Origin of the sequence: Streptomyces yaizuensis (assembly GCF_034961445.1) — a bacterium.
Lineage (GTDB): Bacteria > Actinomycetota > Actinomycetes > Streptomycetales > Streptomycetaceae > Streptomyces > Streptomyces yaizuensis.
Genome location: NZ_BSBI01000019.1, coordinates 147,585 through 173,885, shown reverse-complemented (window position 1 = coordinate 173,885; position 26,301 = coordinate 147,585). Strand labels below are relative to the sequence as shown.

The window sequence follows — 26,301 nt, the reverse complement described above, 5'->3', positions numbered from 1 at the left end:
CCGCACAGGCGAGCACCCGCAGTGTGCGGGCCATCGTCGGGTACCAGTCCCCGAACCCCTGCGCCTCAATCGCCGGCGAGGCTGATTTTTGTAGGTCCGCCGATCCCCTGCGGGGGCGACCCTGCACCCCCACCCACACAGCCAGCGCAGGTGGCCGGTACCCCCGCCGGGGGAAAGAAGGGTGCGGGCCCCCGTACCGACGCGGGACGGGCAGCGCGGGGCATGGGCGCCCGGCCCGTGAAGCCGGTCAGACGGTGAAGAAGGTACCGGCTATCACCACCGCGCCGGCCAGCGCCGAGCCCACCGCCACCTTCGTCAGCCCCATCCCCCCGATCAGGAACGCCGCCAGCACCAGCGCCCCGCCCAGCGGCAGCCACGCGTAGAAGACGCCGCCCGTGCCCCGGCGCACGACCTCGTCGGTGTCCGGTTTGACGACGACGTCGATGCGGTCGCCCTTGTTCACGGTGACGGACTCGTCGATCTTCAAGTCGGACCGGGGGGCGGCCGGGCCCTCGGGGTCGTAGCGGCCGGTGCAGGTGGTCTCGCCGCAGCCGGCGACGGTGATCGTGCCGCGTTCGGGGGTGTCGGTGAACATGATGTGCCGCGCGGTGTCCCAGGACGACCAGCCGCCCGCCGCCAGGAGCAGCAGTGCGACGAGGCCCATCACCGTGAGGCGGAGGTAGAGGAGCATCCCACTCATGGGCCGCGATCCTTCGCCATCCGCCCGCGCCCGGTCAACCCGGTCAGGAGTTGTAGGCGCCCTGGGCCCGTTCGAGGCCGTCGGTGACGAGGGCCTCGACGGCGTCGGCGGCGCGGTCCACGAAGTAGTCCAGTTCCTTGCGCTCGGTGCCGGAGAAGTCCTTGAGGACAAAGTCGGCGACCTGCATCCGCCCGGGCGGGCGGCCGATGCCGAAGCGGACCCGGTGGTATTCGGGGCCCATGGCCTTGGTCATGGACTTGAGCCCGTTGTGGCCGTTGTCGCCGCCGCCGAGCTTGAGGCGGAGGGTGCCGTAGTCGATGTCCAGCTCGTCGTGGATGGCGGCGATCCGCTCGGTGGGGATCTTGTAGAAGTCGCGAAGGGCGGTGACGGGGCCGCCGGAGAGGTTCATGTACGAGAGGGGCTTGACCAGGACGATCCGGCGGGAGGCGGGTCCGGGCGGGCCGATGCGGCCTTCGAGGACCTGGGCCTGGGCCTTGGGAGCGCGCTTGAAGGTGCCGCCGACGCGTCCGGCGAGGAGGTCGGCGACCATGAAGCCGACGTTGTGCCGGTTGCCCGCGTAGCCGGGGCCGGGGTTGCCGAGGCCCACGATCAGCCAGGGGGCGTTCGGGTCGGGCGTGGTCATCGCTGTCGTCTCCCTCGTTCGGACACCAGGCCGCCGCCCGCACCACGGGGGTGCGGACGGCGGCTGGGACGTGGTTCCCCCTGCGGGGACGGCCCCGTGCGGGGCGCTCGCGCGTCGGTGGGGATCAGCCCTCGGCGGACGCGTCGCCCTCGGCGGCCGGCTCCTCGGCCTGGGCGGCCAGGACCTGGATGACGATGGCGTCGGGGTCGCCGGCCAGCTTGACACCCTTGGGGAGGGTGACGTCCTTGGCGTGGATCGCGTCACCGGCGGTCAGGCCGGCGACGGAGACGGTGAGCGCCTCGGGGATGTGGGTGGCCTCGGCCTCGACCGGCAGGGTGACGAGGACGTGCTCCATCATGTTGCCGCCCGGGGCCAGGTCGCCCTCGGTCTGGACGGAGATCTCGACGGTCACGGTCTCGCCGCGCTTGACCAGCAGCAGGTCGACGTGGTCCAGGAAGCCCTTCAGCGGGTCGCGCTGGACGCTCTTGGGGATGGCCAGCTCGGTGCGGCCCTCGATGTCCAGGGAGAGCAGGACGTTCGGGGTACGCAGGGCGAGCTGGAGGTCGTGGCCCGGCAGGCTCAGGTGGACCGGGTCGGTGCCGTGACCGTAGAGAACGACCGGAACCAGGCCGGCGCGACGGGTGCGGCGGGCGGCACCCTTGCCGAACTCGGTACGGGTCTCGGTGGCGAGCTTCACCTCGGACATGTCACTCCTCGTGCAACAGACGGATCGAATGGTCACCCGGCCATGAACGGCCTGCTACGCCTGCTACGAAGAGCGCGCGTCGATAACGGACCGCCGCACCGTGGTGCGGCCTCCCTCGCCGAGCAACTTCGACAGTCTACGCAAGCCGCCGCCCGGCCTCCAATCGATCACGTCCGGACATGCGGACGGGGCCGCGCCGCCGGGTCTCCCCGGGCGGCGCGGCCCCGTCGGCTGCGTCCTGCTGTTCTTCTACTGCTCTTCGAAGAGGCTCGTGACCGAGCCGTCCTGGAAGACCTCGCGCACGGCGCGGGCGATCGTCGGCGCCATCGACAGCACCGTGATCTTGTCCAGCTCCAGGTCGCTCGGGTCGGGCAGCGTGTTGGTGAAGACGAACTCGCTGACCTTGGAGTTCTTCAGCCGGTCCGCGGCGGGGCCGGAGAGCACACCGTGGGTCGCGGTCACGATGACGTCCTCGGCGCCATTGGCGAAGAGGGCGTCGGCGGCGGCGCAGATGGTGCCACCGGTGTCGATCATGTCGTCGACCAGCACACAGACACGGCCCTCGACATTGCCGACGACCTCGTGGACGGTCACCTGGTTGGCGACGTCCTTGTCCCGGCGCTTGTGGACGATGGCCAGCGGGGCGCCCAGGCGGTCGCACCAGCGGTCGGCGACGCGCACGCGGCCGGCGTCCGGGGAGACGACCGTGAGCTTGGCCGGGTCGACCTTCGCGGCGACGTAGTCGGCGAGGATCGGCAGGGCGAACAGGTGGTCCACCGGGCCGTCGAAGAAGCCCTGGATCTGGTCGGTGTGCAGATCCACGGTCAGGATCCGGTCCGCGCCGGCCGTCTTCATCAGGTCGGCGACCAGACGCGCGGAGATCGGCTCCCGGCCGCGGTGCTTCTTGTCCTGTCGGGCGTAGCCGTAGAACGGGACGATCACGGTGATGCTCCGGGCGGAGGCCCGCTTCAGAGCGTCGATCATGATCAGCTGTTCCATGATCCACTTATTGATGGGAGCCGTGTGGCTCTGCATCAGGAAGCAGTCGGCTCCGCGGGCGGACTCCTGGAAACGGACGTAGATCTCGCCGTTCGCGAAGTCGAAAGCCTTGGTCGGCACCAGGGTGACACCCAGTTGATGGGCGACTTCCTCGGCCAGCTCGGGGTGGGCGCGGCCGGAGAAGAGCATCAGCTTCTTCTCGCCGGTCGTCTTGATCCCGGTCACAGCACTGTCTCCTCAGACGGGGGGTGTTCTCTGGCCGCGGAAGTTGGGGGGCGCGAGCCAGCCGAATTTGTGTGCACGTATCACGGTACGCCGAGTTCGGCGCAGCTGTTTCCGGTCAGTTGTCGCCGATGACTCGATCCGTGGCAGCCGTCGCGGCCTGGGCCGCCGCGCTGCCGGGGCGCTTGCGGGCCACCCAGCCCTCGATATTCCGCTGCTGGCCACGGGCGACGGCGAGCGAGCCGGCGGGCACGTCCTTCGTGATCACCGACCCGGCGGCGGTGTAGGCGCCGTCCCCGACCGTGACAGGCGCCACAAACATGTTGTCGGAGCCGGTGCGGCAGTGCGAGCCGATGGTGGTGTGGTGCTTGGCCTGGCCGTCGTAGTTCACGAACACGCTGGCAGCGCCGATGTTCGTGTACTCGCCGATGGTCGCGTCACCGACGTACGACAGATGAGGGACCTTGGTGCCCTCGCCGATCGTGGCGTTCTTCATCTCCACGTACGTGCCCGCCTTGGCCTTCGTGCCGAGCCGGGTACCGGGGCGGAGATAGGCGTACGGGCCCACGGAGGCACCCGGGCCGATCTCGGCGGAGTCGGCGACGGAGTTGATCACCCGGGCGCCGTTGCCCACGGTGGTGTCCGTCAAGCGGGTGTTCGGGCCGACCTCGGCGCCTTCGGCGAGGTGGGTGGCGCCCAGCAGCTGGGTCCCGGGGTGGACGACGGCGTCCGGCTCAAAAGTGACGGTGACGTCGACCTGGACCGACGCCGGGTCGATGACGGTCGCCCCGGCGAGCATGGCCTGCTCCAGCAGCCGCGTGTTGAGCAACCGGCGGGCCTCGGCGAGCTGCACCCGGTTGTTGATCCCCAGGATCTCGCGGTGATCCGGGGTGACGCAGGCGCCGACCCGGTGGCCGGCCGTGCGCAGGATGCCGAGGACGTCGGTCAGATACTCCTCACCCTGGCTGTTGTCGGTGCGCACCTTGCCCAGCGCCTCGGTGAGCAGCGCCCCGTCGAACGCGAAGACACCGGAGTTGATCTCCCGGATCCCGCGCTGGGCGGCGGTGGCGTCCTTGTGCTCCACGATCTCCGTGACCGCGCCGGTCGCGGCGTCGCGCACGATCCGCCCGTACCCCGTCGCGTCGGGGACCTCAGCGGTCAGCACGGTGACCGCGTTGCCGTCGGCCGCGTGGGTCCCCGCCAGCGCGGCGAGCGTGCGGCCGGTGAGCAGCGGGGTGTCGCCGCAGACCACGACGACCGTGCCGTCGGCCTTCTCGCCCAGCTCCTCCAGGCCGACCCGGACCGCGTGCCCGGTGCCGTTCTGCTCCGCCTGGAAGGCGGTACGGGTGCCGGGGAAGCGTTCCGTCAGATGTGCCGTGACCCGCTCGCCGGCGTGGCCGACGACCACGACCAGCTGCCGGGGGTCCAGCTCCCGGGCCGCGCTCACGACATGTCCGACGAGCGACCGCCCGCAGACCTCGTGCAGGACCTTGGGAGTCTTCGACTTCATGCGGGTGCCTTCACCCGCTGCGAGGACGACGACGGCGGCCGGGCGGTTGGCGCTCACGGGAATGCCCTTCGGCTTCAGGGGGTGGACATCCGAAGGATACCGGGGGGTTTCACCAGCGAAATATGGGTGGGGCCCGGCACCAGGCCGGGCCCCACCCATCCAGCTCCCAGGGAAGGAATCGAACCCTCATTCAATGGACCAAAACCATTTGTCCTGCCATTAGACGACCTGGGATAGATCGCCCGTCCTGCCCGGATTCCGTGATCCGGCCGCCGGACGGCAGCCCCTACTATGCCGTACCCGGCCCCCTCGACGCGACGGTCCGATTCCGGCATTCGGACCCCCCGGGAACCCGCGGAGGATCCCGGCCAGATCGGCTTGGGCCGAAACCTTCCCCGGACCGGTGTGAGCTGCGCCTCCCCGGATTTCCCCGGCCCGCCGCGACCGCCCGCCGTCCGATAACCACTACGGGATCCCCCCGACCGCGCCCGTAGTCTGGGAGACATGACCACAACGGGGGCACACCAGGACGCCACGGGCACGCCGCCCCGCACCTGGCTGTGGTGGGGCAGGCGGCGTACCGCACTACTGGACATCGGCCTCGGCCTGATCTCCGCCGCGGAGTGCGCGACCCAGGGAGTGGACTTCGCCGCACGGGCCGGGATCCCCCTGGCGCTCGGCGTCGCCCTCGGGCTGCTCGTCGGCTCCCTGCTGGTGCTCCGGCGGCGCTGGCCGATCCTCGTCGTCCTGGTCGCCATCGCGATCAGCCCCGCCGCGATGGGCTATCTGCTGACCGTCGTCGGCCTCTACTCGCTCGCCGCGTCCGACGTGCCCCGCCGGGTCCTGGCCACCCTCAGCGGAATGTCCCTTGTCGCGACCCTGATCATCAGCTTCGTCCGGGTACGTGAGGATGTCGCCGCGACCGGACTGGACGACCCGGGAGTCTGGTACGTCCCGGTCATGGCCGGCTTCATCGCCGTCGGCAGCACCCTCCCACCCGTCCTCCTCGGCCTCTACATAGGCGCCCGCCGCCGGCTCATGGAGAGCCTGCGCGAACGCGCCGACAGCCTGGAACAGGAACTGTCCCTGCTGGCCGACCGGGCCGAACAGCGGGCCGAGTGGGCGCGTACGGAGGAACGCACCCGGATCGCCCGCGAGATGCACGACGTCGTGGCCCACCGCGTGAGCCTGATGGTCGTCCACGCGGCCGCCCTCCAGGCCGTCGCCCTCAAAGACCCCCAGAAGGCCGTCCGGAACGCGGCCCTCGTGGGGGACATGGGCCGCCAGGCCCTGACCGAACTGCGCGAAATGCTGGGCGTCCTGCGCGCCGGCGACGAGACCCGGCCCCCCGGCGCCCCCGTACCGCTCGCGGCGGTCGGCGCGGCAGCCGCGGCGGCAGCGGCGGCAGCCGCCGAGGACGGCCCCCGCATCGCCGACGTCGAAGACCTCGTCGGCCAGTCCCGGCAGGCCGGAATGGTCGTCGAACTGTCCGTCCAGGGCGAGGCCCGCCCCTACCCGCCCGAGGTCGAACAGACCGCCTTCCGCGTCGTCCAGGAAGCCCTGACCAACGTCCACAAGCACGCCGCGGGCGCCAAGGTCATGGTCCGGCTCGCGCACCGCGACACCGAGATCGCCATGCAGGTGGAGAACGGGGCGCCCGACGCCGCCGGGAGCGGGGTCGGCGCGGAGCTGCCGAGCGGGGGGAACGGGCTGGTCGGGATGAGGGAGAGGGTGCTGGGGCTGGGGGGCGTGTTTGTGTCGGGGCCGACGGAGGCGGGGGGGTTTCGGGTGTCGGCGGTGCTGCCGTGTGGGGTTTCGGGGTGAGTTTGTGCGGGTTGCCGCGGGGCGGGTGGGTGCGCGGGTTCTCCCGCACCGTGCGGGTCCGTTGTCGGGGACCAGTCCCCGAGCCCCTGCGCCTCAAGCGCCGGCGAGGCTGGGTTTTGCTCGGGTTGCCTGTGCCTGGCGGTGCGGGTTGTTCGTCTGTGCACCCGGGGTGGGGTGCGGGCCCGTCCTCAATCGCCGGACGGGCTCAGTTTGTGCGGGTGGTTCCGGCGTGCGGGTGTGGTGCGGGTTGGCGGGGCCTCCGGGCTCACCTCCGCCGGTCCCCTCTATTGGCAGTCTAGGCGAACACATCCTGGTCGGGGCCCTGTTCGCAGCAGAAAGCCCCGCCCGGCACGTGGCCGAACGGGGCTTCTCTGTCGTCAGGTGCTACCAGAAGTTCAGATGGGCCGTGTCGTACCGGCGGGGCCCATCGCCGTACAGGACCACGCAGTCAGGGCACGCGTACAGGGTCACCGGGGGGGCCGCTGGAGCGGTCCACGATGCTGACGGGGACCGCTCCAGTGGAGACGCGTCCGCAGTCCAGGCATACGGCGCTGAACGGCTTCGGAGCTGCGTTGTCGCGCAGCGCGGTCACGAACACCTCGGCGGTCATGCGGTCACACCCGTCCATGTCCACGCGTCGGCGGGGAACGGGGCGCCCGGGTACGTGTAGGGGAAGTCGACTCCCCGCGTCGCGTAGTGGAGCGCGCGGCGGCGCTGCTGCTGCACGGCGCGGGGCCTGAGTGCGGTTTCGGCTTGCTGCCGGAAGATCGCGGCGGCCTCTTCTTTCGTCGGTCCGGTCCAGGGGCGGGACCATGGCGATACGTGGGCGGCCTCAGCGGACGGAACGAATGCGTCAGTCGGTCCGGGGGTCATGCGGTGGCGGTGTTGCCCTTGGCCGGGTGCGAGTAAGTGCAGCATCCATGCGAGGGCACGGGCGATAGCATCGCGCATGTCATCAGCTCCCTAAAGCTGATCGGCGGAGCCCCGAGCGGACCGGGCCTAATCGGTCCCTCGGGGTGCTTTCCATTGCGACGATAAACAGCCTGTACATCCCTGTCCACCCCGATGGGTGGATGGGGATGGAAGTGCGTCGCGGTTGCCCCCTCGGTAGCGTCACGGTGTGGAGTTCGACCCCATGCGCCCGAAGTGGCAGCAGATCGCGGAAGAGATCACCCGCCGTATTGAGCGCGGGGAGTACCCGGAGCGCTTCCAGCTCTCGGAAGTCCGGTTGGCAGCAGAGTTCGGCGTGAACCGCGACACGATGCGCAAGGCAACCCGCGCGCTGCGGGAATCCGGTCTGATCACGACCGTGCCGAACCTGGGGACGTTCGTGCGGTACTCCGAGGGCGACGGCCAGGGCGACGCGTAGCGGGACCGGCCCGGGGCGGGTTGGGAGCCCTGTAGCGGGGTCTCCCCGAGGGCGGAAGATCATGGACCCGCCCGGCTGCAACCGTCCCCGCCATGAGGTAGGGGCAGCCGAACGGGGTCACGGGGTCCGTTTCCGCTTGCTCCGCAGTGGCACGGACCATGACTCGAACGTCGTCTTCAACCATCGGTCGCCTACGCCGTAGGTCTTGGCGAGAGTGCCGAGTGGTTCGCCGGCGAGGTAGCGCGCGATGACGGTCACCCGCTCGGCGTCCACCCTCGTTTGGGCCGCGTGCACCTCGGCGTCCGTCCGGCGGACCCGCTTGCCCTGCCGCTTCCGCTGGGGCGGGCCGGAGTCGGTGTCAGCCTGGGCACGGACGGCCGCTGTGTGCGCCCGGACGGTGTGCAGATCCCAAAGAGCCCGTGCGGTCACCACTGCGGTGGGGTCGGCCCCCCGCGCGGTGGCGAGCAGATGGCTCAGCAATCGGTGGCAGGTAGGGCACATGCCAGACGACTAGCGGGCTGCGCTCTGTGTCGCCCTCGGCGTCAGGCATGTGGGGCACGGCTGCCGCGCGCAGGGGGGAAGCAGGGGGCAGGTCCTCCGGGCGGTGGGCGCGGGCAGCGGAGTGCCGCCGGGCTTGACGAGTTCGGGCATGGCTCTCTCCTCGTGAAGGGTGTGGGGGGGACCCCGGCCGTCCGGTGTGAGGGACAGGGCCGACCGGGGTCAGGGAGCGCAGGTGGGGGGTGCTCCCTCAGCCTCCGGGCAGCAGGGTGGGGGGTGTGCCCGGAGGAGATCAGGGGTCGGTCAGGCGGGTGCCGAACGGGAGGCAACACGCTTCCGGAGGGCGGGATGTCTCAGTGGCAGGGTTCGGCATCGTCGTGACCGTCACAGGCGTTCTGACCGGCGGCATCGTCGGAGGTACACCAGCTCACCAGCTCCAGCGCAGCGGTCATCTCCTCGTCGGACGCAAGCAAGTGATCCAGGTTCCCCGCGCGTACCTCGTTCACGAACGCGCTGAACGCGACGCGGGGAACGACGATGCGAATCGTCGGGACGACACAGTTGTAGATCTTGACCATGCGCAGCTCGAACGAGCCGTCCGGGGCCTCTTCCGCGTGAAGCGTCATCGAATGCCTTTCGGGAGGGAGTGGTGTTCGGGAGGGAGTGGTGGTGGACGGGCCCCGGCGGCAACGGGGGGTGCACGCCGGGGCCCTGCGTTCCCGGGATGCACCAGGCGGTGAGACGTCCTGGCGTCCGTCCGGGAACGGGGTGTCCGCCGGGCCCAGAGCGCTTCCCCGACGGACGGTCTGTGGCACCCCTACACGGGGCGGCAGAGTGTGTTGATGTCCTGCGCGATCCCCATAGTGATCATGCCGACGGATATCCCCCACAGGACGAGAAACACCAGGGTGGTGAGCGCGGAGAACCGGGATCGCATCGAATTCCTTCAGTGGTGGTACAGGCCGTCCAGCGTCCGGCGGCGCCGGTTGTCCTCCCGGATCTCCGCGCGGAGAGCTGAGAGAGCGGGCGACTCGGGACGGTCGGCGGGTGCCTTGTTCTTCAGCTCGCAGTCAGGGTTGGGGCAGTCGCAGGGCCCGAAGTCGAGCGGGTTCAGCTCCGATGCCCTGCTGGGTGGCTGACGCATGGCCAACCTCCGGATGGTTGGGGTGGTGTTGGCGGATCACGGCGTTGCAGTGACGCACCTGGGTGGCGTGCCCGTACCGGCGCGAGTGGTCGCGCAGGATCGCGTGGGCCTTGCAGATGCGGCAGCCGGGGACCGGGGCGGAATCGTCTGCTTCATGGGGCATGGCCGTGAGCAAGACCAGCCCCGTGAGGGCGATGTGGAGCACCCCGGGCCTCAGCGGCGCCCACCCCTGCGGCGGGGTGTCCCACCTGTACGGCTGATCAATCTGCAGGCACCGGATGCGTACAGCATTCGAGCACCCTGGCTGCTCGCTCCACCTGCTATCGCTCATTAGTGCCCCTCGGCTCAATCTGTGTGCGGATCAACAGGCAACCTGACGGAAAGACCCCGGTCCACGGCAGAAGGGCCGCACGTGTGACGCACGTTGGCCTCACTGGCTACGCTGACCAGGGCAGACGACTTCCGGACGAGAGGGCGGGCCGCGATGGGGAAGCGAGAGGGATTGGCCGCGCGCCGCAAGGCATGTGGTTACACCCAAGAAGGGCTCGCGGAAGCACTGCACGTTGATCGTTCAACGATTCAGCGCTGGGAGAAAGGGGAGGTCGAGCCCTTGCCTTGGGTAAGGCCGAAGATCGCGAAAAAACTTAACGTATCAATTCGCGAACTCGAAAATCTGCTCACACCCACTCTCGATAGCGCCCAGAGTGAAATTGGCGATTTAATTCGAAGCCGTGAACCCGTAAAGGAATTCTCCTCCCAATCGGATCTGACGGAGCTGAGAGGATCAGAGTATGCGCAAGCAATTAGGGAGTCGACGCAGCGCCTGATCACGCTGGATAACGAACTCGGCGGCATTTCAATCGCCGACGCGGCGGCACGGGCATTCAAATCGGTACATGTGCGCCTCGGGAACGGGGAGTACGAATCAAGGCATGAACATGACATCCAATCGGCTGCGGCTGAGTTGGCAGAGGTAGCGGGATGGGCGCTATTCGACGCCGAGAGTCATGAGGCAGCAAAACGTTTCAATCACGAGGCGCTCGTCCTGGCAAAGCTATCGGGGGATCGCTCAATTGAACTCTTGATTATGCAGAATATGGCGATGCATGCCGGCTGGCTTGGCCGACCCCGGGAAGAACTGGCGATCAGCCAGTCCGTAATAGAAGCGAGCCGCCTCTCTCCGAGAGTTGAAACAATCTTCCGAATTCGTGAAGCTAAGGGGCTTATGGGGGTCGGGCGAGAATCGGACGGCGTGAAGGTGTTCGATCGGGCCCGCAGTGCACTTGAAGACGGGACAAGAGATGGTGACCCGTCATGGTCGTGGTGGGTCACTGAGAATGAGATTGATGGCCATCACGGGTATGCCCTGCAATTGGCCGGACTTTACGCGGAGGGGATCCCATATCTGCAACAGGCGGTGTGGCATCCAAGTAAGGCGAAGGTGGGTTATCGCAAAATTTCAGCGGCACGCCTGCTCGACTGCCTGATGCGGGTCAGTGCATGGCGTGATGCGGAAGAATTGACGGCACTTGTCACTCCCGTTGTCCATGAAATCGCCTCAGCGCGAACCCTTAACCTTCTCAGGGAGACAATTCGGCAAAGCGAAGAGAGGTCCACCGCTCCAGGATATCTTCGTGAGGCTCTGGAGAATCTGAAGATTGCCCTAGATGATGACCCCTACCGTTTTTAGAAATGAAAATCCCCGTACCCGTAACCCAAAGTGGGTGACGGGCACGGGGTCTTTTAGTGCCGCTTCAGCCGTTCAGTACATTCGTGAGGCGGGCGGCACCCTTTCCGCCGAAAATGGCGATGCCGCAATAGAATTCGATGCGGGTGCGGTAGACCGGCTTGTCGTGTGCCTCGCCGAGGTCGGTTGCCTGAATTCCGCCGTTGGTCAGTCCGGTTACAGCAGCGTCCGTCTCTTCGTTGCCGAAGCGTACGGCATAGATTTCCCCGGTCTCCTTACCGTCAGCTCCCTTGGTCAGGGGAAGGATGTCGGCTCCGTTCAGCTTCTGTCCCGGGTCCAGCAACGGAATGCCATTCCACACTACAGCTTCTTTTCCATGGATTTCGCGCATCAGGAGTTCACCCCCACCGAGGCGCCGGTAGCCGGACTTCACCTTGCCGATGAGCGCGGAGTTCATATAGAGCGCACCGTTTGAACCGCCGATTTTTGGCACGGCAGCTACGAGCGCGTCAAGCGCGTCGAAGAAATCGTACTGATTCGAAGTCGGGCCAACCTTGTTGGCATCGATCACCTGACGCCCGATAAGCCGCCTGCGAAGCCCTTCGATTCCCTTCGGGTTGACAGACCTATCGCCATTGAAGAAGTTGTCGGAGAAGTCGATCGAAGCCGCCTTCACCTTCATGTATGTCCGTATGGCGCGCTGATTATTGAGCTTACTCCTGGTCTGCACTATGTAACGGTCTACATCGACATCGCCTCCGAGGATAGCCAAACCTTCTTCAAGCTCATTTACCACACCCGAACTCTCCGGGTACGCCTCATTCACGGCGCGGAAAGAAATTCCAGGGAGTTCGGCTTCTTCGGTGTAGGTGTACTTGTTTCCCTCAAAGCTCTCCAGCGGCATCCGGTCGAGGATCGGAGACTCTTCAATGAAGGTCTGGATTACCCCCGCATTGAGGTGGTCGGTGGCGAGCTTCGCCGACTCGGCAAGAGATACAGCCATGATTCTTCCTCTTCTTCATTTAGTGATCAGGGGATCCACTAGTCAAAGATGTCGTCATCGTCGTCATCGAACTCGGGTGCGGTGATGGCGATGCGGGAACTCGGCGACAAGCCCAGTTCGCGGATGTAGCGGGCGAGTTGTGTCCGGTACTGCCCTGCGATCGTGGCGGACCCGTTCTTCACCGTTCCGCGCTCGGCGGTCACCATGAGCCCGCGTTCGGAAAGGTCCCGCTCGGCCTGGTCGATACGGGCTACGCAGACACAGAGGTCTTTCACGGTGGTGTGGTCGACTTCACCGATACCGGCCGCCACTTCGAGGATGGGGACGATGCGCCGCCATTCCTGTGAAGCCACATCGCGGCACCGGACGTTCGCGGACTCAACCTTGGAATCAGGGGAGAACCGGAAGACCTCCACCCAATCCGGTTCGGCGAGGATCGCGCGCGGGACCACGACCCCTTCTCTGATCGCTGCTTTCGACGGGTTTCCTTCCCGTGCCCGCTGGATTGCGGGTGTCGGTCTGTACCGGTCGGCCATGCAGCCTCCATTCCACTGCCGAAGGGTTCCCAAAAACGGCCACAGCCCCGGTGAGAGTGTTTTCTCTCCCGCCCGCTCAGCCGTGGGAGGGGCAGGGGGACCCCGCCCGGGGGCCACCGCGTCAGAACGGCGGAACCTCGCCCGACTCGCGCTGAGAGCGCCGTTCGGCAGCGAACCCGCCCGGTTGGTTCCGCGCGGTCTCCCGGTTGTGGCACGACGTGCACAAGGGCCGAAGATGCTTCCATGCGTCCGGGTTCGGCTCACCCCTCGCCACCAGCTCTCGCCGGCTGAGCGGGAAGTGATCGGCCACAGTCGCAGCGGTCCCGCAGAGCACGCACCACGGATGGTTGTAGAGGTACGCGCGCCGGATGCGCTGCCAACGCACGTCGTACGTCGAACCCCGGGACGCACGCTCGCGGTTCGCCTCACGCTCATGAGCGGGGCAGCGGCCGCCCCGGGGGGTCAGTTCAGGGCACCCGGGGATGGTGCAGGGGCGGCGGGGTCGTCTGGGAACGGTGCCCCTCCTCACATCTGGCACTAGGGAACCTGAATCCCTGTCCAAATAACCGAGATCGAATAATGAGAATGCGGGTTGTCGGTCTATCTTCGGGATGTGCGTCCTGCCTAGGGCGATGCCAGGAGTCCCCATTACCCATGCACGTGCACCGTGACCTGGGCAAACACTTCTGGATATACCGATTACCACGCAGGGTCGACCCATGCCTGTCAACGGTGCCACCCCTGCTATCGATGTGCGGATTGGTGGACTCCGCATCACCGTGGAGCGTGTCCCCGTGCGCCTGTTGGCCGTGGTGACCGCATGCATTGCGTCAGGTTTCACTGCATGGCTTGCTGGACGGTGACAGACTCCCGAACTTCGTGGATGCCATGTGATCTGGCGACATGGTGCCCGATCACGAGCGAGGCAGCGGCCACCCCGGTTGGGTGCGTGCTGCACGGGCAGAGCTTGCTGAGAGGCCGGGCACTCAGACCACCGTGTCCCCCTCTGCGGGGCGGGTGTGCGGTAATCCCGGTCTCTCGGTTGCACTAGTAGTAAGGACCGACGATGGCCTGTCCGCCGTAGCGGAGCCGAGCGGCTGTCTCCTCGTGCACCAGTAGTAAGGACCAGCGATGGCCCGGACCCGGACCGGTCATGGCGGCATGACAGACGGAGGGTGTTCTTTGGTTTCTCTCTATTTTTTTATGTGCAATCAAAACCAAGTACCAAAACGTCATCTCATCAGCCATCGGCCCGCTGACCCCTTCCCGCTGCGGAGCCCCGGACCGGCCCCGCCGGCGAGCAGCCCGAGGACAGGCCCTGTGCGCCCGTGTGCGGGCACGGCAGAGCCCCCGACGGTCACGGGGGCCGTCGGGGGCTCAGAGGGGCGGTACGACCGTAGTGCGTCCCCTCGCGGGGGGCCGTTCCTGACCTGTGCACCCATGTCGGCACGGGCTGTTGTGAGCCTATCTGTCAGGCAGCGGCGTAGAACGCGGGTTGGTTGAGACGGTTGCCGCGTCCGTCTCGCATTGTGGGGTGCGTCTGGTCACCTGCGAGCGGGGCAGCCTCAGCCCCGGGGTAGTGCGCGAGGGTGGTGGTGATGACGACGCGTTCCCCGTGTCCCGCCGGGTGGAGCACCACCTTTACGCCGTGCGCTTCCAGCATTTCCCGCTTGGCTGCTTCGGTGTTGGTGGCGTGCCATTCGTCGGCGACGGTCTTTCCGGTGGGGACGGTGGTCCAGCCTGCCGGACGGTCCGGGAGTTTCTTGAGTTCGGTGATTTCGCGGCCGATCTCCGCGTACCGGTCCCGGAACCATGCCGCGTCCGCCGGATCGTCGTAGATGCCTGTCTGGCGGTCTTCGCGGAGCCGTGCGCGGGCTGCTTCCAGGTCGGCTATTTCGGCGGCGTGCCCCGTGCCGGGGTCGTACACGGACCGCATGAGCATCAAGGATCCGAAGGTCTCCAGGAACCATCCCTCAACGATCGCGTCCAGCTCGGCACGGGCGATGATCGGTGCCGCGACGACATCCGGCATCGTCAGCTCTCTGCGCTTGCGTCCGCAGTGCTGCGCTCCGGGGATGCCCCTGCTTTTGGCGGTGCACCGGTAGGCGGGTGCCTTGTTCGTTCCGGTAGTGCCGTTGCGGTAGATGTTCGACCCACAGTTCCCGCAGGTGGCGAGCCCGCCGCCAAGGCGGGTTTTCTGCATCGGCGCGCGGGGACGGGACACCTTGCCGGGGGCGGGGTTCAGCTTGGCCTTGAGCGCCAGGTGGGTGGCCCGGTCCCACAGCGGGGGCCCGACCCGGTACGGCTTGCCGTTCTTGTCGAGTACGGGGCGGCCCTTGTGCATGAGGTAGCCGAGGGCGGCTTCGCTCAGCAGCATCTCTCGCAGGGCCTTCCCGCCCCACGCGGAACCCTTCGGTTCCCGCCCGTACTCCACCGCAAGCCAGTCCATCGGGGACAGTTCCTCGGCGAGTGTCAGCCGTGCCGCTTCCGTATACGGGGTGGTGGTCCCTGTCTCGTCCAGCAGGATCCGCCGTGCGGCATCACGCAGCACTTCGGCGGAGTGAGTCTCCAGCTCCCGATGGGTGACCTTCTGTGTCGGGGCGGGGCGCACGTTTCGGTACCCGTACGACGGACGGTTGGCGATCTGTCCCGCAGCGCGGGCCCGGTGGGTCTCCTGCCTGTTCCGCTCCCGAATGGACCGGTGTTCCATCTGGGCACCCATGGCTTTGAGGGTGAGTTCGTTTTCCTGGTTCGAGTCGGTCAGGTCCCAGACGCCGTTGTGGTCCGCTGTGACCAGGATCCGGCCCGCGCTGTGGTTGGCGTAGGCCGTGGACAGCACGTCTACGACGTTGCGGCCGATGCGGTCGACGGCCGAGCCGACGATCCCGTTGTACGGGCCCTTCTCGTCCCGCAGCCACGGGCCGAATCCGGGGCGGGTGCGGGGGTCCGTGGCACCGGAGACCTCCCAGTCGTCGGCCCACGCGATGATGTGCCCGCCCACCGCCTCAGCGGCGTCCAGGATGAGAGCTTGTTGCCGCTGCGGGCTGCTGGTCGCACCCTTCACCCGCGACAGCCTGCGCAGTCCGATCAGGCACTTCCCGCATCCGTCGTACGGCGTCACCGGCGCGTCCGTGCTGGTCATCCCCATGATTGGTCTCCCCACTACCTAGGTCTAGGAGGTGTGGAGACCGGTGCTGGCCTCAACTGCCATTAGGCAGGGTTGGCGTCCTCGGGGTCGGCGAGCGTGTTCACGGGGTTGTGTGCGGGTGGGTCTCCGCCGATCCCCTGCGGGGGCGACCCTGCACCCCCGCCCACGGACCAGCCGGAGGGTGGCCGGTACCCCCGGCGGGGGGGAAGGAGGGTGCGGGTTCCGGTTTCGTCTCGGGTCGTCCCGGGCGGGCTTCGAACGAGGGGCTGGCCCGTGTTCTTTCCCCGTTCGGGCTGGTGGTTTCGGGGGTGCTGGGGCTGGTGGGTGTTCCTGGGGTGTGTGGGTGGGGGGTGCAGGGTCGCCCCCGCAGGGGATCGGCGGGAAGTCCGGCTCGCGCTGACGGATGGCCTTCGGTCCGCCGACCCCGAGGAGGTGAGCCCGGAGGCCCCCGCCAACCCGCCACCGGACAACCACCCGCACCTCACCCCCGGGGGCACCGGCAACCCGAGCAAATCCAGCCCGTCCGGCGCTTGAGGACGGACCCCCACCCCGCCCCGGGTGACCGACCAACCGACCCGCACCCCACCCCCGAGGGCACCGCCAACCCGCACAAATCAAGCCCCGCCGGCGATTGAGGCGCAGGGGCTCGGGGACTGGTCCCCGACGATCACCCGCACAAATCCAGCCTGTCCGGCGATTGAGGACGGACCCGTACCCCGCCCGGGGTGACCGACACAACCGACCCGCACAAACCTCAGCCCAGAGCCAACCGCCTCGGCAACAGCCCCGTGACCAGCGAGGTCAGTGCCCGGTCGAGGTCCGGGCCCACGTACCAGTCGCCGGTGTGGTCGACGCTGTAGATCCGTCCCTCCGCGTCGATCGCCAGCATCGCCTGGTCGTCGCCCTCGACTCCGAGCGGCGATATCTCCGTGTCCAGCGCCCGCCCCAGGTCCGCGAAGGTCCGTGCGAGGTGCAGCCCGGCCAGGGGCTCGAAGCGGACCACGGGGGGCGCGGTCTGCCGCCCCGGACCCGGGCCGGCGACGCGCAGGCCGCCGAATTCGGCCCAGGCCTCCACGGCCGCCGGGGAGACGGTGTGCCGGTGCCCGGCGGGGGACTCGTAGGCGCGCAGGGTGTCGGCCCAGTGCTCGGCCAGCTTGATGTCCCAGCGGCCGGGCTGCCACCCCGCGTCGCGCAGCGCCGCGTCGACGGCGACCGGAAACCGGGTGGTGCTGAGTTTGTCGGACATCGGTGCTGGTTCAGCCGTTCTCGGGTGCGGTCGGGTCCACGGCGCGGACCCCGAAGTGGTCGAGCATCGCCGTACAGGAGCGGCAGGGCGGTGCGTAGCTGCCGTGCAGCGGGTCACCGTCCTCCCGGATCCTGCGTGCCGTCAGTTTCGCGTACTTCAGGGCACGTTTTGCCTCGCTGTGCGACAGCGGGCGCCGGCGGGCCCGTTTGGAGCGGTGGGTCTCGGCGGTGGCGAGATGGCGGGAGAGCAGGATCGCCTCGGCGCAGCGCCCGGTGAACCGCTCGCGCTGCCCGCTCGGCAGGGCGTCGAGGAAGTCCCGTACGAGCGGGTGCAGCTCGGGCGGCTGGTCCCCCTTGCCCGCCGTGGATTTGAGGGTCTCGCCCCGGACGGAGAGCGCCGCCGCGACGGCGGGCAGGATGCCGTCGCGGCGGTGGCTGAGCGCCGGTGGCCGGACCTCACCGGTGGCGCTCCAGCTGAGCCGGGGATCCCCCGTCGTGGTCGGACTGTCTGATCGCGCTGTGTGCATGGCGTTGTCGTTTCCTCCCCGCACTCCCCCGAAGTGAAGGAACAGCGTGCCAAATGCGACGCTGCGTGGGGAAGCTGGGTCGATGAAGCGTGTCGGGCCGTGGGCGTTCGGTCACCCGGCTGTGACAGTGCGCAGTCGCCGATACGGCTCTCCGGGCGGTCGGCGGGTGCGGCGGCCGCCGGTCCTGGGGCGGGCGGGGTACCACCGCTTAGGCTGTTCCCGGACAGTCAGCAGCCAGCAGGGGGCGGATCGCCATGACGACAGACCGGCAAGGACTGGGGGCCCCTCCCGGCGTCCCGGCCCAGGGAGCCGCACCGGCCGCGCCCGGTCGTGCCGCCGTGCCGAACGCGGCCTACGCCGGTCAGCTCGTGCACTTCCCGGACCCGGTCCGGGCGGCCCGCCATCCGCGGGGGGTGCGGGTGGACGCCGACGGCTACCCGGACTTCTCCGCGTACGCCCGTGCCGCCGCCGAGATCGCCGAGCCCCCGGCCGGCTTCGGCGTCGACGAACTGCGGCTCACCGACTACGTCTCGGCCAACGCCGCCCTGCACGCGAGCGGCCATCCGCTGTGGGACACGCTGCCCGCCGTGGCGACCCCGCACGGCTGGACCTGGCACCACGTACGCGGTTCCCGCCGCCTCGAACTGATCCCCGTCGAGGTCAAGGCCCTGCTGCGGCACCACGGCGGTCTGGCCACGACCCCCGTCGACCAGGACAAGCGCGGCACCCGCCCGCTCCAGGAGGCCAGGCCCCCGCACTTCCGGCTGCCGAAGGGGGCCCTCGCGGTCACGGAGCAGCAGCTTCAGGGCGTCGAGGAGGATCTCGGGTTCCGGCTGCCCGGCGCGTACCGCTCGTTCCTGAAGGCGGCGGGCGGCTGCGCGCCGGCCGGGGTGGCGCTCGATCCGGAGCTGGGGCTGCTGGTGGACCAGCCGTTCCTGACCGTGCGGGACGAGGCGTCCCTCAATGACCTCGTGTACGTGAACAAGTGCCTGCGCGACCATCTGACCAAGGACTTCCTGGGTGTCGGCTATGTCCAGGGCGGCCTGCTGGCGATCCGTACGCGGGGCCCGGCGACCGGCTCGGTCTGGTTCTGCGCGTACGACGACTCCCGCGACCGGGACGGGCTGCCCGTGGAGGAGCGGGTGGAGAAGCTGCTGCTGCCCTGCGGCGACGACTTCGACGCCTTCCTGAAGCGGCTCGCGGGCAGCCCGCCCGAGCTGGAGAACGTGGCGAAGCTGATGGTGGACGGCGGCTTCGCGCGCGCGGTGCCCGTCCGGGACGGGGAGTGACGCGCCGATGGTGACGTTCGCGCAGGCGCAGGAGCGCGCCGAGGAGTGGATCAACGGCGACATGCCGCCGTACCAGCACCGGGAGGTGCGGGTGCGCGAGTTCGCACTCGGCTTCGTGGCGTGGGCCGAGGACCGCGAGGGCGGCGCGCGCGCCGACGGCGGGGAACAGCGGCTGGTCGTCGCCCGGGACGGTGGCGAGGCGACGCTGTGGCCCGGACTGCCGGTGGGTGAGGTGATCCGGCGGTACGAGGAGGAGTACGGCGGGCGCGGCGACGCCCCGGCCGCCGCCGTGCCGCAGGCGCCGAGGCGGATCGACCAGAACCAGACGTCGTTCCTGCTGAGTCCGCCGGAGTGGCTGGAGGAGGCCCCGGCCGACCGTACTGCGGAGCCCACGGCGTCGTCGGCGTCCGACGCCTCCCAGGCGGGCGGCCGTCCCCGGGGCGGCGACGAGGTGTCGGATGCTCCCGGTACGCCCGCCGCGGGCACCGGCACGCCGACGCGCTGGAACGATACGAGCAGCGACGATACGGACGACGACGCCTCCGTGCCGCTGCCCGACACCGTCTACACGGCGCCGGTCGGCCGCTCGGAGCGCGAGGCCGCCTACGCCGATGCGGACGCGGAGCTGCCGACGGCGCTGATCCCCGGGGGCAGTCAGCTGCCGCCGACGGTGAGGGAGTCCCGGGAGAAGGTGATGCGCGCGGTCGCGGACAGCGCGGCCGCCACCGCGAAGCCGGACGCGCCGAAGCCGGACGCGCCGAAGCCGGACGCACCGAAGCCGGACGCACCGAAGACGCCGCCGACCCCGTCGACGCCGCCCGTCCAGGGCACGGGTACGCCCCCGCCCGCCGCGACCCCGCCGCCGTCCGGGCCCGGGGCCCCCGGTGTGCCCGCGAGCGGCTACCGGCCCACTCGGCACAGCCCGGAGCTGCCGCCGGAACGCCCGGTGCCGCCCGTACCGCCGCCCGTGCCTGCCACGCCGCCGGAGGGGGTGCACCACGCGCCGACCGTCCTGGCACCTCCGGCACCTCAGGCGTCTCCGACCCCGCCGCCCGGTCCGCCGCCGCCGCCCGTGCCTGCCACGCCGCCGGAGGGGGTGCACCACGCGCCGACCGTCCTGGCACCTCCGGCGTCGGCGACCCCGCCGCCCGGTCCCCCCGGCCCGCCGCCCGCCGCGTACGGCTATCCCCAGCAGCCGGCCGGAGTGCCGACCGTCGGCCCCGGCTACCAGGCCGTCCTGCGCTACCGGGCGCCCGACGGCTCCGAGGCCCAGCTGATCCGCCGCTCCGCGCCGGGCACCCCGCACCCGGAGTGGCAGATCCTGCACGAGCTGCGCGCCCTCGGCGTGCCGCCGCAGCAGGTACTGGAACTCCACACCGAACTGGAGTCCTGCCGGCTGCCCGGCGGGTACTGCGCGCGGATGATCGCGGAGACCTGGCCGCAGGCCCGGATCACCAGCATCGCGCCGTACGGAACGGACCACGCCGGCCGGCAGCAGGGCATGGCCCAGCTCCTGACCCACCAGGGCGAACTGCACCAGGTCGCCGACGGCCCCGCCCGCCCGGCCCCGGTCCGGGCCCCGCTGCCACCGGTGCAGACGGCCCCGCCGGTGCCGCCGCAGGCCCTGGCGCAGGAGCTGGCGGCCGCGTTCGGACCGCAGGGCATCTGCCGGTTCGACCAGCAGGCGGTGTCCCGGCAGGGGGTGCCGGAGGTCGTGGCGGCGACCCTCGCGTGGGCGGGGCTGCCGGCCGACTTCAATCCGTTCTTCTGGGCGCAGCCGGCCCACCCGGTCGTCCCCACGCTCGCGGAGCTGGCGGCCCAGCGGCAGATCCAGTCCGCGCCGGACGCCACGTCCTATCTGGTGCTGGGCAACGACTTCGGCCGCCAGATCTGCGTCCAGTACGGCACCGCCCACATCGTCGCCGTCCCGCTGGAGGCGGCTTTGGACGGGCGCCCGGCGGTACCGCAGTTCGTGAACTCCGGCCTGCCCGAGTTCGTGCGCTGCATGGCGATGCTGGGCCGCATGTGGCGCTTCCGCTACGGCCTCACCCCGGAACAGGCCGGCCGCTGGACGGTCGATTTCCAGGCCCACCTGGCGGCGCTGGACCCGGCGGCGCTCTCCTCCCCGGACAACTGGTGGTTCGTCCTGCTGGAGCAGATGTGGGACGGCCTGCTCTGAGCTGCTGAGCGAAGGGCCCCGGTTCTCTCATGAGGAGAGGACCGGGGCCCTTCGGCGTCCGCCACCGGGGGTGCGGTCACCCGTTCGGGCGGTCCGGCCCCGGTTCCGCCGCCTGTCCGCTCGCAGGCGAGTACGACGTGGTGACATGGCACTCGGAGACCGACACCAGAAGACTGTGCGTAACTGGTACTTCAACCTCGTACTGGACGCCCCGCTCACAGAGGAGCAGTCCGACGCCCTGGCCCACCTCGACCGCTTCAACGACGGACGTATCGGCCTGGCGGAGCGACCGGGCTACTCCCGGTTCATGTGCTCCTTCGAGTCGGAGACCCTGACCGGTGCCGTCGCGGAAGCTCTCGGCTTCTTCGAAGACTTCCCGGGGGTCCTGGTCCGCAGTGTGGAGATGGACCACTTCGACCTCCGTGACAACGGCATGTCCACCCCAGCCGTAGTCCCTACAGGCTGGCGCGCGAAAAGGCGTTAAGCCTCCTGACCTTGACGTATGGATGCCGTCAGGAGCCACGGGATAGCAAATCCCGGGGCCTAGCGTCCGTCTTTTCGACAAGAAGGACGCTTCTGCCATGAAACCCCTGTCCCGTCTGAAACGCGCCCTGGCCTGCGGAGTCGCCGCAGTCGCCGTGGCCTCCGGCCTGACCGTGTCGCCGGTCCTGACCGCTCCGGCCCAGGCCGCGCCGACGCCGTTCCCCGTGGACAAGACCTGCGGAACCCCGGCCGTGCCGGGCGGCGGCAACTGCATGACCTCGTTGATCGGCGCCTCGTTCGACATGATCAAGGGCATGCGCAGGGCCGCCAACGCCAACAAGCTGACCAACGCGGAGTTCACCCAGAGCACCGCGACGAAGCTGAGCGAGAAGTTCCCGGGCTTCAACGTCATGGTGTTCAAGACCGTGGGCACCGACCTGTACAACACCGAGTGGTTCCACAACGAGCACAAGGCCGACATGAAGGGGGTGCTGATCGCCACCACCTACAAGCTCAACCACTTCATGGACAAGGAACAAAGGGAGCCCTCCGGCTACGACATCTTCCGGATCTGGGTCTTCCAGGGGGACTCGACCTTCCGTAACCGGGGCGACGGCGGCTACCTGAACTGGGCGTTCGTCGGCAACGACAGCGACACCGTCAAGAAGGAGCCGTGGCTCTGCCGGGCGAAGACCGCGCGGCCCTACAAGTGCGACGGCGACGTGCGCACCATCCACTTTCCCGCGCGCTCCGGCCACGGCAGCAGGACCGGCAGCCTGACCCCCGACTCCAGCAGGCCCGGCTACCAGGCCTGCCTGGACGTCAGCGGCAACGGCACCGCGAACGGCACCCCCGTGCAGCTGTGGGAGTGCAACGGCGGCGACGCGCAGAAGTGGACCTACAACGGTTACAAGCTGCGGGCGGCCAACGGCAAGTGCCTGGACCTGGCGAGCAACGGAACCGCGAACGGGACCAAGCTCCAGGTCTGGGACTGCCTGGAGATCCCCGGTCAGCGCTGGCACATGTCGCCCAGCGGCAGTCTGCGGCACATGACGGACCAGGACGACCGGTCCAAGGACGTCTGCGTCGACAACTACAGCGGCCGGACCGCCAACGGCAGCACGGTGGTGGGCTGGGCCTGCGGTTCCGCCGACCACCGGGACGCGCCCAACCAGAACTGGGCCTGGGGCGGCAACATCCCGTCCAAGCCGACGAACCCGACCACGCCCGGCAACGGCGCCGACGTGTATCTGAAGCTCTCCAACGGTCTGGGCGCCCTCCCGGTCGGCGGTTCCGCCGGCGCGTCGGTCGTCCCCGGGATCAGGGGCGGCAACGAGTCGAAGTGGAAGCTCACCTCGGTGGGCGGCGGCAAGTACCGGATCACCAGCTCCTACGGTCTGGAACTCACCAAGAACAGCGGCAGCTACCTGGGCGAAATCCAGCCGTGGAGCAACTCGTCCCGGCAGAAGTGGGAGCTGGCCTCGGTCGGCAGCGGCAAGTACCAGATCCGGATCTCCGGCGACGAATGCCTCACCCACCACTCCGACTTCAAACAGCTCGGGGTGTGGACCTGCGAGAGCGGCTGGCAGCAGGAGTGGATCCTCGAATCCACCTCCGGCGGCGTGATCACACCGACCGACCCGAAGCCCAACCCCGGTGGCGGCGGTTCCAGCATCCCGACCGAGCGGCCGCTGTTCCTGAAGCTCTTCAACGGTCTGGGCGCGACGGCCCCGAACGAGAACGCGAGCTGGGGCCAGCCGATCCTGAGCGGCATCCTGGGCTACAAGGGCTCCACCTGGACGATCAAACCGCTGGGCGGGGGCCGGTACCGGATCGTCAACGACCTCGGGTACAACCTCACGATGAACCCGGACACCTATGTCGCCGAGCAGCAGGCATGGGGCAACACCTCCAACCAGAAGTGGGAGTTCGTCGACGCCGGCAACGGCAAGTACCGGATCCAGATCTCCGACGACGACTGCCTGACCCACAACTCCGACTTCAAGCAGCTTGGGGTGTGGACCTGCAAGGGTGGTTCGAAGCAGGAGTGGTCCCTCCAGCTCCACTGATCGGCAACGCTCGGAGCACCGGGACCGAAGCGAAGAGGATCTATGAGTTCATCAGAGAGCATGAGCGATGCGCTTCGTGAGTGGCACTTCAATCTTGTGTTGGACGCCCCGCTGACCGAGGAGCAGTCCTCCACCCTGGACCACCTCGAACGCTTCCACGACGGAGCCCTGGGGCTGGCCGAGCGGCCGGGTCACAGCCGGTTCATCTGCATCGTTCCGGCTGACACCCTCACCGGAGCCATTGCGAACGCTTTGGAGCGGTTCGAGGACTTCCCCGGTGTCCTGGTCCGCAGCGTCGAACTGGGCCCCATCGCGCTGGAGGAGAACGGCATGGCGACCCCCGCCGTGGTTCCCAGGCCTCCCCCGGTGGCGGCAGCCTCTCCAACGCCGTAACAGTGGCAGACGGCCCCGCTCTCTCGCTCCGGGAGAGCGGGGCCGTTGCGTGTGTTCGCTGTGCAGCCATGGGGTCCGGCCCCGGTCGCCTGTGCGGGGGAACGGAATGGCGACCGGGGCCGGGGTCCGCTCCCGCGCGGTGGTGCGCAGTGGGCAAGGGACCACTGCCGCGCGGAAGCGGGGCCTGGGGGATGGGTGGTTCAGAGCTGGTCGCGCGCGGCGGATATCAGCAGCCCGACGACGGAGAGGTAGGCGCCTATGAGCACCGCTGTCGCGGCACGCTCCTTGAGCTTCTTCACAGGAAGCCTCCCGCGCTGCTGCGCACATTCGCTTCGGTCAGCGCGGGCCTGATCCGATCGGCCACGGTCGCGGGTCGGATTTCGTCTCGGGGCGCGTCCCACTCGCACCCACCGTGTGGCGGACGCAGGTAGTACCGCGTTCCGTACTCCGCCATCACCACCCCGATCGTCCCGGTCACCATGTCGAAGGCCAGCGTGCCCACCGCGAGAGCCTCGTTCATGTCACCCTCGCCCTCCGGTAACGCCGCTCGGCGATCGGGTCAGCGGTCCGTATCTGCGCGATCAGGCCAGCGGAGTCGTCGGCGCGGGTGGGGGCTTTTGTAGCAGTTGTGATCACGTGACCATTCCCTTCGCCGCCGGGTTTCGTTGGGTGACTAGATGAGCACAACTACTCACATGCGTAGGGCTGTTGAACGACATAATTCGACAGCTCGAATCGCAGTTCGATCTAACCTCAGAGATAAAATCGGAGGTCGGAGCCATGGATGACGACGAGACCCAGAAAGTGTTGACTCCTGTCGAAATCTTCGGCGTTGACGTGCGAGAGATGCGATTGGCGCGCAGGATGAGCGTCCGAGGGCTGGGGGCGGCCGTCGGTTACTCCGGGGCGTACGTGTCCAAGGTGGAACGTGCGACCATCGTCCCCAGTGCGAAGTTTGCCGAGGGGTGTGACCGCGCGTTCGGTACCGGGGCGATGATGGCGCGGCAGCGGCAAAGTGCCGTTGAGGGCGATCACCCGACGTGGTTCGTGCCGTATCTCCAGCATGAGCGGAAGGCATCAAGGATCTTCACGTACTCAACTCTGTACGTGATGGGAATGCTTCAGACCCCGGAGTACGCCCGCGCGCTCTATCGGCGGGGGCCATCCCGCTTCAGCTCGTCCACCATTGATGCCAAGGTGCTGGAACGTGCGAGTCGACGGGAAGTCCTCGACCGGACAGACCCGGCGCCTCCCGTGCTCTGGGTCGTACTCCACGAAGCCTCGCTGCGGGTCGTCATGGGGGGACCGCAGATCATGGAACGCCAGTTGAAGCGTCTGCTGGAAGATGCCGAACGGCCCAACGTGACACTCCAATTCATGCCCTTCGGCTGTCCACCGGCGACCGATGCCCCGTTCACGTTGCTGGCCTTCGACGACGCGCCTACGGTGCTACATGCGGAAGGCCCGCAAGGTGGGCGACCGCAGGACACCCCCAAGATCACATCTGCCGCCATTGATACCTACGATCGTCTGCGAGCAGAGGCACTTGGCCAGAGCGAATCCCTGACCCGCATTCGGAAGATCCTTGAGGAGTACGCACCATGATCAACAATCCCGACCTTGGCGCAGTGGATTGGGTGAGGTCCAGCTACAGCGGTCCCAATGGTGGCGAATGCATCGAGTGGGCCCCCTCCTACGCCTCAGCCCACGGCATCGTCCCCGTCCGGGACAGCAAGCACCCCACCGGCCCGGTCCTCACCCTCTCCACCCACGCCTTCGCCGGGCTCGTCGCCCTCGCCCGCTCCACCGAACTGTAAATCCTGCGGTCCCGCAGCCCCGTCGCCGTGCCCGGCCCGTTCCGATCATCCCTGTCCGGTGCTTCAATCCGAAGCGTCCCGCCCGGGCAGGCGGGGCCAGGTATGGCGATGGGGGACCCGATGCGGAACGATCGGAATCAGCCCAGTCCCGGACGGTTACCGTGCCGCTCGCTCCTCGCTGCCGGGCTCGGCGCTTCCGCCGCAGTTGCCGGGTCCCTCATCGTTCCCGCTGCCGCCACGGCGGCTCGAACTCGGCTTGGACCAGGCCGGAGTGACGCGAGCAGATCACCCCGGCCGTTACCCCATGGAT

At 68.7% G+C, this 26,301-nt stretch carries 25 protein-coding genes and 1 tRNA gene; 10 read left to right on the top strand and 16 right to left on the bottom strand.

Annotated elements, in window-relative coordinates:
• Positions 1-247: 247 nt before the first annotated feature.
• From SYYSPA8_RS34160 to SYYSPA8_RS34135, 6 genes are all read right to left on the bottom strand, one after another.
• Positions 248-700 carry a hypothetical protein gene (locus SYYSPA8_RS34160; RefSeq protein ID WP_323451317.1) on the bottom strand — a complete coding sequence of 151 codons (453 nt, stop codon included), beginning with the start codon at positions 698-700 and terminating at the stop codon, positions 248-250.
• Positions 701-743: 43 nt separating this feature from the next.
• Positions 744-1,343, bottom strand: a complete 600-nt coding sequence (gene pth, locus SYYSPA8_RS34155) for an aminoacyl-tRNA hydrolase (protein WP_323451316.1) — start codon at positions 1,341-1,343, stop codon at positions 744-746.
• Between the two features lie 124 nt (positions 1,344-1,467).
• Positions 1,468-2,049, bottom strand: coding sequence for a 50S ribosomal protein L25/general stress protein Ctc (locus SYYSPA8_RS34150; protein ID WP_323451315.1), 582 nt, complete (start codon positions 2,047-2,049; stop codon positions 1,468-1,470).
• Positions 2,050-2,298: 249 nt separating this feature from the next.
• Positions 2,299-3,273 (bottom strand): ribose-phosphate diphosphokinase, encoded by a 975-nt coding sequence (locus SYYSPA8_RS34145; protein ID WP_323451314.1) that lies wholly within the window; start codon positions 3,271-3,273, stop codon positions 2,299-2,301.
• A gap of 115 nt (positions 3,274-3,388) precedes the next feature.
• Complete coding sequence (gene glmU, locus SYYSPA8_RS34140; RefSeq protein ID WP_323451313.1) at positions 3,389-4,837, bottom strand: bifunctional UDP-N-acetylglucosamine diphosphorylase/glucosamine-1-phosphate N-acetyltransferase GlmU; 1,449 nt, start codon at positions 4,835-4,837, stop codon at positions 3,389-3,391.
• Positions 4,838-4,943: 106 nt separating this feature from the next.
• Positions 4,944-5,014, bottom strand: a tRNA-Gln gene (locus tag SYYSPA8_RS34135).
• A gap of 270 nt (positions 5,015-5,284) precedes the next feature.
• Here SYYSPA8_RS34135 and SYYSPA8_RS34130 point away from each other — a divergent pair.
• Positions 5,285-6,604: a sensor histidine kinase gene (locus SYYSPA8_RS34130; protein WP_323451312.1), complete on the top strand. Its 1,320-nt coding sequence runs from the start codon at positions 5,285-5,287 to the stop codon at positions 6,602-6,604.
• Positions 6,605-7,052: 448 nt separating this feature from the next.
• Here the strand turns inward: SYYSPA8_RS34130 and SYYSPA8_RS34125 are convergent, their stop codons facing one another.
• On the bottom strand, positions 7,053-7,214 hold the full coding sequence (locus SYYSPA8_RS34125; protein ID WP_323451311.1) for a hypothetical protein: 162 nt from the start codon (positions 7,212-7,214) through the stop codon (positions 7,053-7,055).
• A 510-nt stretch (positions 7,215-7,724) separates the two neighbouring features.
• On the opposite strand from SYYSPA8_RS34125, the gene SYYSPA8_RS34120 reads away from it, so the two are divergent.
• Positions 7,725-7,973, top strand: a complete 249-nt coding sequence (locus SYYSPA8_RS34120; protein ID WP_323451310.1) for a winged helix-turn-helix domain-containing protein — start codon at positions 7,725-7,727, stop codon at positions 7,971-7,973.
• 117 nt (positions 7,974-8,090) lie between these two features.
• Here SYYSPA8_RS34120 and SYYSPA8_RS34115 read toward each other — a convergent pair whose 3' ends face one another.
• The 3 genes from SYYSPA8_RS34115 to SYYSPA8_RS34105 form a co-directional block, all read right to left on the bottom strand.
• Positions 8,091-8,474 carry a hypothetical protein gene (locus tag SYYSPA8_RS34115; protein WP_323451309.1) on the bottom strand — a complete coding sequence of 128 codons (384 nt, stop codon included), beginning with the start codon at positions 8,472-8,474 and terminating at the stop codon, positions 8,091-8,093.
• A 350-nt stretch (positions 8,475-8,824) separates the two neighbouring features.
• Positions 8,825-9,097: a hypothetical protein gene (locus SYYSPA8_RS34110; RefSeq protein WP_323451308.1), complete on the bottom strand. Its 273-nt coding sequence runs from the start codon at positions 9,095-9,097 to the stop codon at positions 8,825-8,827.
• A gap of 320 nt (positions 9,098-9,417) precedes the next feature.
• Positions 9,418-9,615, bottom strand: a complete 198-nt coding sequence (locus tag SYYSPA8_RS34105; RefSeq protein WP_323451307.1) for a hypothetical protein — start codon at positions 9,613-9,615, stop codon at positions 9,418-9,420.
• Positions 9,616-10,099: 484 nt separating this feature from the next.
• On the opposite strand from SYYSPA8_RS34105, the gene SYYSPA8_RS34100 reads away from it, so the two are divergent.
• Positions 10,100-11,305, top strand: coding sequence for a helix-turn-helix transcriptional regulator (locus tag SYYSPA8_RS34100; RefSeq protein WP_323451306.1), 1,206 nt, complete (start codon positions 10,100-10,102; stop codon positions 11,303-11,305).
• Between the two features lie 64 nt (positions 11,306-11,369).
• On the opposite strand, the gene SYYSPA8_RS34095 is transcribed toward SYYSPA8_RS34100, so the two are convergent.
• From SYYSPA8_RS34095 to SYYSPA8_RS34075, 5 genes are all read right to left on the bottom strand, one after another.
• Entirely contained in the window at positions 11,370-12,305 is a 936-nt protein-coding gene (locus tag SYYSPA8_RS34095; RefSeq protein WP_323451305.1) for a major capsid protein, read from the bottom strand.
• 38 nt (positions 12,306-12,343) lie between these two features.
• The gene (locus SYYSPA8_RS34090) at positions 12,344-12,841 is read right to left on the bottom strand and encodes a P27 family phage terminase small subunit (RefSeq protein WP_323451304.1); all 498 of its coding nucleotides are present in this window, start codon (positions 12,839-12,841) and stop codon (positions 12,344-12,346) included.
• A gap of 1,471 nt (positions 12,842-14,312) precedes the next feature.
• Entirely contained in the window at positions 14,313-15,989 is a 1,677-nt protein-coding gene (locus tag SYYSPA8_RS34085) for a recombinase family protein (RefSeq protein ID WP_323451303.1), read from the bottom strand.
• Between the two features lie 754 nt (positions 15,990-16,743).
• Positions 16,744-17,235, bottom strand: a complete 492-nt coding sequence (locus tag SYYSPA8_RS34080; RefSeq protein WP_323451302.1) for an SUKH-3 domain-containing protein — start codon at positions 17,233-17,235, stop codon at positions 16,744-16,746.
• A 10-nt stretch (positions 17,236-17,245) separates the two neighbouring features.
• Positions 17,246-17,761 (bottom strand): YwqJ-related putative deaminase, encoded by a 516-nt coding sequence (locus SYYSPA8_RS34075; protein ID WP_323451301.1) that lies wholly within the window; start codon positions 17,759-17,761, stop codon positions 17,246-17,248.
• A gap of 254 nt (positions 17,762-18,015) precedes the next feature.
• Here SYYSPA8_RS34075 and SYYSPA8_RS34070 point away from each other — a divergent pair, with 254 nt between their 5' ends.
• The 5 genes from SYYSPA8_RS34070 (at position 18,016) to SYYSPA8_RS34050 (ending at position 24,174) form a co-directional block, all read left to right on the top strand.
• Positions 18,016-19,050, top strand: coding sequence for an SMI1/KNR4 family protein (locus tag SYYSPA8_RS34070; protein WP_323451300.1), 1,035 nt, complete (start codon positions 18,016-18,018; stop codon positions 19,048-19,050).
• A 7-nt stretch (positions 19,051-19,057) separates the two neighbouring features.
• Complete coding sequence (locus SYYSPA8_RS34065) at positions 19,058-21,229, top strand: SUKH-4 family immunity protein (RefSeq protein ID WP_323451299.1); 2,172 nt, start codon at positions 19,058-19,060, stop codon at positions 21,227-21,229.
• A 175-nt stretch (positions 21,230-21,404) separates the two neighbouring features.
• Positions 21,405-21,713 carry a hypothetical protein gene (locus tag SYYSPA8_RS34060; RefSeq protein ID WP_407706147.1) on the top strand — a complete coding sequence of 103 codons (309 nt, stop codon included), beginning with the start codon at positions 21,405-21,407 and terminating at the stop codon, positions 21,711-21,713.
• A gap of 97 nt (positions 21,714-21,810) precedes the next feature.
• On the top strand, positions 21,811-23,781 hold the full coding sequence (locus SYYSPA8_RS34055) for a ricin-type beta-trefoil lectin domain protein (RefSeq protein ID WP_323451297.1): 1,971 nt from the start codon (positions 21,811-21,813) through the stop codon (positions 23,779-23,781).
• A gap of 60 nt (positions 23,782-23,841) precedes the next feature.
• The gene (locus SYYSPA8_RS34050; RefSeq protein WP_323451296.1) at positions 23,842-24,174 is read left to right on the top strand and encodes a hypothetical protein; all 333 of its coding nucleotides are present in this window, start codon (positions 23,842-23,844) and stop codon (positions 24,172-24,174) included.
• A gap of 295 nt (positions 24,175-24,469) precedes the next feature.
• Here SYYSPA8_RS34050 and SYYSPA8_RS34045 read toward each other — a convergent pair whose 3' ends face one another.
• Positions 24,470-24,694 carry a hypothetical protein gene (locus SYYSPA8_RS34045; RefSeq protein WP_323451295.1) on the bottom strand — a complete coding sequence of 75 codons (225 nt, stop codon included), beginning with the start codon at positions 24,692-24,694 and terminating at the stop codon, positions 24,470-24,472.
• Between the two features lie 260 nt (positions 24,695-24,954).
• Here SYYSPA8_RS34045 and SYYSPA8_RS34040 point away from each other — a divergent pair, with 260 nt between their 5' ends.
• Entirely contained in the window at positions 24,955-25,779 is an 825-nt protein-coding gene (locus SYYSPA8_RS34040; protein WP_323451294.1) for a helix-turn-helix domain-containing protein, read from the top strand.
• Positions 25,776-25,991 carry a DUF397 domain-containing protein gene (locus tag SYYSPA8_RS34035; RefSeq protein ID WP_323451293.1) on the top strand — a complete coding sequence of 72 codons (216 nt, stop codon included), beginning with the start codon at positions 25,776-25,778 and terminating at the stop codon, positions 25,989-25,991. Before SYYSPA8_RS34040 ends, SYYSPA8_RS34035 begins: the two co-directional genes overlap by 4 nt.
• The last annotated feature ends 310 nt before the right edge of the window (positions 25,992-26,301 follow it).

Coding starts and splice junctions, on each gene's coding strand:
- SYYSPA8_RS34160 (WP_323451317.1), bottom strand. CDS start 700: ATGAGTGGGATGCTCCTCTACCTCCGCCTCACGGTGATGGGCCTCGTC.
- pth (WP_323451316.1), bottom strand. CDS start 1,343: ATGACCACGCCCGACCCGAACGCCCCCTGGCTGATCGTGGGCCTCGGC.
- SYYSPA8_RS34150 (WP_323451315.1), bottom strand. CDS start 2,049: ATGTCCGAGGTGAAGCTCGCCACCGAGACCCGTACCGAGTTCGGCAAG.
- SYYSPA8_RS34130 (WP_323451312.1), top strand. CDS start 5,285: ATGACCACAACGGGGGCACACCAGGACGCCACGGGCACGCCGCCCCGC.
- SYYSPA8_RS34125 (WP_323451311.1), bottom strand. CDS start 7,214: ATGACCGCCGAGGTGTTCGTGACCGCGCTGCGCGACAACGCAGCTCCG.
- SYYSPA8_RS34115 (WP_323451309.1), bottom strand. CDS start 8,474: ATGTGCCCTACCTGCCACCGATTGCTGAGCCATCTGCTCGCCACCGCG.
- SYYSPA8_RS34110 (WP_323451308.1), bottom strand. CDS start 9,097: ATGACGCTTCACGCGGAAGAGGCCCCGGACGGCTCGTTCGAGCTGCGC.
- SYYSPA8_RS34105 (WP_323451307.1), bottom strand. CDS start 9,615: ATGCGTCAGCCACCCAGCAGGGCATCGGAGCTGAACCCGCTCGACTTC.
- SYYSPA8_RS34100 (WP_323451306.1), top strand. CDS start 10,100: ATGGGGAAGCGAGAGGGATTGGCCGCGCGCCGCAAGGCATGTGGTTAC.
- SYYSPA8_RS34095 (WP_323451305.1), bottom strand. CDS start 12,305: ATGGCTGTATCTCTTGCCGAGTCGGCGAAGCTCGCCACCGACCACCTC.
- SYYSPA8_RS34090 (WP_323451304.1), bottom strand. CDS start 12,841: ATGGCCGACCGGTACAGACCGACACCCGCAATCCAGCGGGCACGGGAA.
- SYYSPA8_RS34085 (WP_323451303.1), bottom strand. CDS start 15,989: ATGGGGATGACCAGCACGGACGCGCCGGTGACGCCGTACGACGGATGC.
- SYYSPA8_RS34080 (WP_323451302.1), bottom strand. CDS start 17,235: ATGTCCGACAAACTCAGCACCACCCGGTTTCCGGTCGCCGTCGACGCG.
- SYYSPA8_RS34075 (WP_323451301.1), bottom strand. CDS start 17,761: ATGCACACAGCGCGATCAGACAGTCCGACCACGACGGGGGATCCCCGG.
- SYYSPA8_RS34070 (WP_323451300.1), top strand. CDS start 18,016: ATGACGACAGACCGGCAAGGACTGGGGGCCCCTCCCGGCGTCCCGGCC.
- SYYSPA8_RS34065 (WP_323451299.1), top strand. CDS start 19,058: ATGGTGACGTTCGCGCAGGCGCAGGAGCGCGCCGAGGAGTGGATCAAC.
- SYYSPA8_RS34055 (WP_323451297.1), top strand. CDS start 21,811: ATGAAACCCCTGTCCCGTCTGAAACGCGCCCTGGCCTGCGGAGTCGCC.
- SYYSPA8_RS34050 (WP_323451296.1), top strand. CDS start 23,842: ATGAGCGATGCGCTTCGTGAGTGGCACTTCAATCTTGTGTTGGACGCC.
- SYYSPA8_RS34045 (WP_323451295.1), bottom strand. CDS start 24,694: ATGAACGAGGCTCTCGCGGTGGGCACGCTGGCCTTCGACATGGTGACC.
- SYYSPA8_RS34040 (WP_323451294.1), top strand. CDS start 24,955: ATGGATGACGACGAGACCCAGAAAGTGTTGACTCCTGTCGAAATCTTC.
- SYYSPA8_RS34035 (WP_323451293.1), top strand. CDS start 25,776: ATGATCAACAATCCCGACCTTGGCGCAGTGGATTGGGTGAGGTCCAGC.